Below are 2,542 nucleotides of genomic sequence, written 5' to 3'. Positions count from 1 at the left end.
GAACTGCTCCAGCCGACGCATCAGCGCGGACTCCAGCTCCCGCTCCGCGACACGTTCGGTGATGTCGAGAAAATCGAAGACGTACGGGTCACGCACCAATTGCTGAGCGAGATCGGAATCCTCGGCCGGAAGGTGGTCCTGAAAATTCGACGGTGCCGCACCGATCCTGCGCCGTAAACCGCTGTTGATCTGATTTTGCAGCACATTGCGCGACCACCCGTGTTCAGCAGCCGTTGATGCATACCAGTCGCGGTCGGACTGGTTATCCAGCTTGTCGAGCAATACCGTCACATGACCCCACGGCAATTGGCCAACAGGTTGTTGGCCAATTGCATCGCGCCTCCAGATGCTCGCCATCTGCCGCATGTACTTCAGATTGGTCCGCGACAACCCACGCATGTCGGGAAAGGCCGATCGAAGATCGACGGCGAGCCTGTCGATCACCTTTGAACCCCAGCCCTCGGCCTCTTGACGCTGCACGATCGCGTGCCCTATGTCCCAATACAGGCTGAGCAGTTCGGTGTTGACGATTCGGGTGGCGCGAACTCGCGCTTGCCGAACTTGCGACTTGAGATGGTCGAGAAGCTGGGCGTAGTCGGCGGGCAGTTCGGCTGGAGCATTCACCCATCCATCTTTACCCAGCGCTGCTGGGAACGCCCACCGGACATGCCTCCACTGGACACCTCAGCTCGCAGGAACGGCGACTCGGGCGTGGATGCGCGCTAGACACGCAGGATCACCCGGCCCTCGCACAGTTCAGATCTTCACAGGGCGCATTGATCGGTGTGAATACGTCCAGCACCATAGCGGCCCTCACCTGAAATCGGGCGCGTCAGGCCTGTTCGCGCGCGGACAGGTACATCGTGTTCCCTGGTAGAGAAAGGTTCTCATGCCGTTCCTAGGTTCGACCATCCACCGTCCGGTATGCATGCTGATGACGGCAACAGTCGTCGCAGCCTCCATCGCTTTGATGTCGCCGGGCATCGCGTCCGCCCAATCAAACGGATGCTCGAAGACTTTCAACCTGTTCATCCCCGGAACCTGGGAAACCGCAGACGACGCCGATCCCTCGATCCCGGTCGGTATGCTCAAACCGATCGCCGACAGCATCGCGGACACGAACGGTAGCGCGGCACAGGTCCACACTCTGCCGTACATGGCCCGAGCCTTCGACAACGGAAAAACGTACGCAGACAGCAAATCTGATGGTTTGGCGAGGGCGAAGGACGTGATCTCCGAGATCGCAACGAAATGCTCCGACACCAAATTCACCATCACCGGCTATTCCCAGGGCGCGGACATCGCAGGTGATCTTGCCTCTGAAATCGGCAACGGCTCCGGCCCCCTCAAGGCAGAGCAAGTCCTCGCGGTCGGGCTTCTCGCCGATCCCGGTTCCGGAACGAACGGCGAAGCAGTCATCGGCCCGAAGCCGTCAGGAAAGGGGATCGCCGATCCGCGGCCGCAGGGCATGGGGAAGCTCTCGGGCCGGGTCGCGTCGATCTGCGATCCGAAAGACCTCTACTGCTCGATCCAAAAAGGTTCGAGCCCGCTGCTCGGATCGCTGGGTTCGGTGCTCACCAAAGCTCCGAGTGCTGGAGTTGACGGCCAGGTAGGCGACAATTCACACCTGGCCACCGCGCTGGCGTCGGATTTCTCCCAAGCCGACCTTCCCAGCCTCGCCACAGCCACTGGCAATCTGACCAGTGAACTCTCGAAGACGGACGGCACAGTCGACCTCGAGAAGGTCGCCTCCAGCGCGACAACTCTGGCGAACACCATCAGTCCGCTCGCGGAACTACTCGGCTCCGGTGCCGCCAATCCTGCGGCGAACGGGCAGCTCGCTGCAGCTCCCGCCGGAACAGCCGAAAATAATGCCGGCCACGTTCTAGACAAGGCCGGAGAATCTGATCTCAGCAGTGCGCTCTCGACAGTGACCGCGATCGCCGACACCGCGAGCACGCTCGCCAGCAAGGGCTCCACGACGCTGCCGGCTTCATCTCCGGACCTGACCTCCCTGTCGACCGCTGCTGGCACCCTCGACAGTCAGATCGCCCCGCTCGCCACGACACCGAGTGACGTCCTCGGATCTGCCTCCGGAGTCCTCTCCTTACTCAAACCCACAGTGGTCGTCAACCAAGTCCTGGGCGTCGCCACCGGCTTCACCTCCCTGGATATGCCTGCGATCCTGGCGAACCTGAACCTTCTTCCGCAGAAGGTCGCCGCGCTCGACGCCCACGGTGCCCACAAGGTCGCAGGGGATCTGAACAACCAGTTCTCCCCATTGGTGAAGATGGCCGCGGGTATCGATCTGAAATGGGTCTCACAGATTCTGTCGGCAATCCCGGATCCGTCCGGCTACTCAAAGGTCGCGGCGCTCGTCGCGTCGATCCTGGGAGGAGTCGACATCATCAACCTGGCAAACCTCGTCGGCCGGGTGCAGGAAATCGCTTGGGCCGCAGTCGAGAAGCTGCTCCCACCGCCAGGACAGCTCCCCGACCCGCTCGGGGCCGGAGCCGCCATGACCGGACTCGTCCCAGTCGGA

2 protein-coding genes are annotated in these 2,542 nt (G+C 62.0%); one reads left to right on the top strand and one right to left on the bottom strand.

What is annotated here, in order from left to right; genetic code table 11:
- The coding region (locus A2J01_RS26390) for a DUF1016 N-terminal domain-containing protein (RefSeq protein ID WP_156519415.1) at positions 1-624 on the bottom strand (624 nt) is incomplete at its 3' end.
- A gap of 304 nt (positions 625-928) precedes the next feature.
- Here A2J01_RS26390 and A2J01_RS26385 point away from each other — a divergent pair.
- The coding region (locus A2J01_RS26385; protein ID WP_231915917.1) for a cutinase family protein at positions 929-2,542 on the top strand (1,614 nt) is incomplete at its 3' end.

Origin of the sequence: Rhodococcus sp. EPR-134, assembly GCF_001647205.1 — a bacterium.
Taxonomy (GTDB): domain Bacteria; phylum Actinomycetota; class Actinomycetes; order Mycobacteriales; family Mycobacteriaceae; genus Rhodococcus_F; species Rhodococcus_F qingshengii.
Note: the sequence above shows the minus strand (reverse complement) of the source record. Positions and strands in the feature narration are given on the sequence as shown.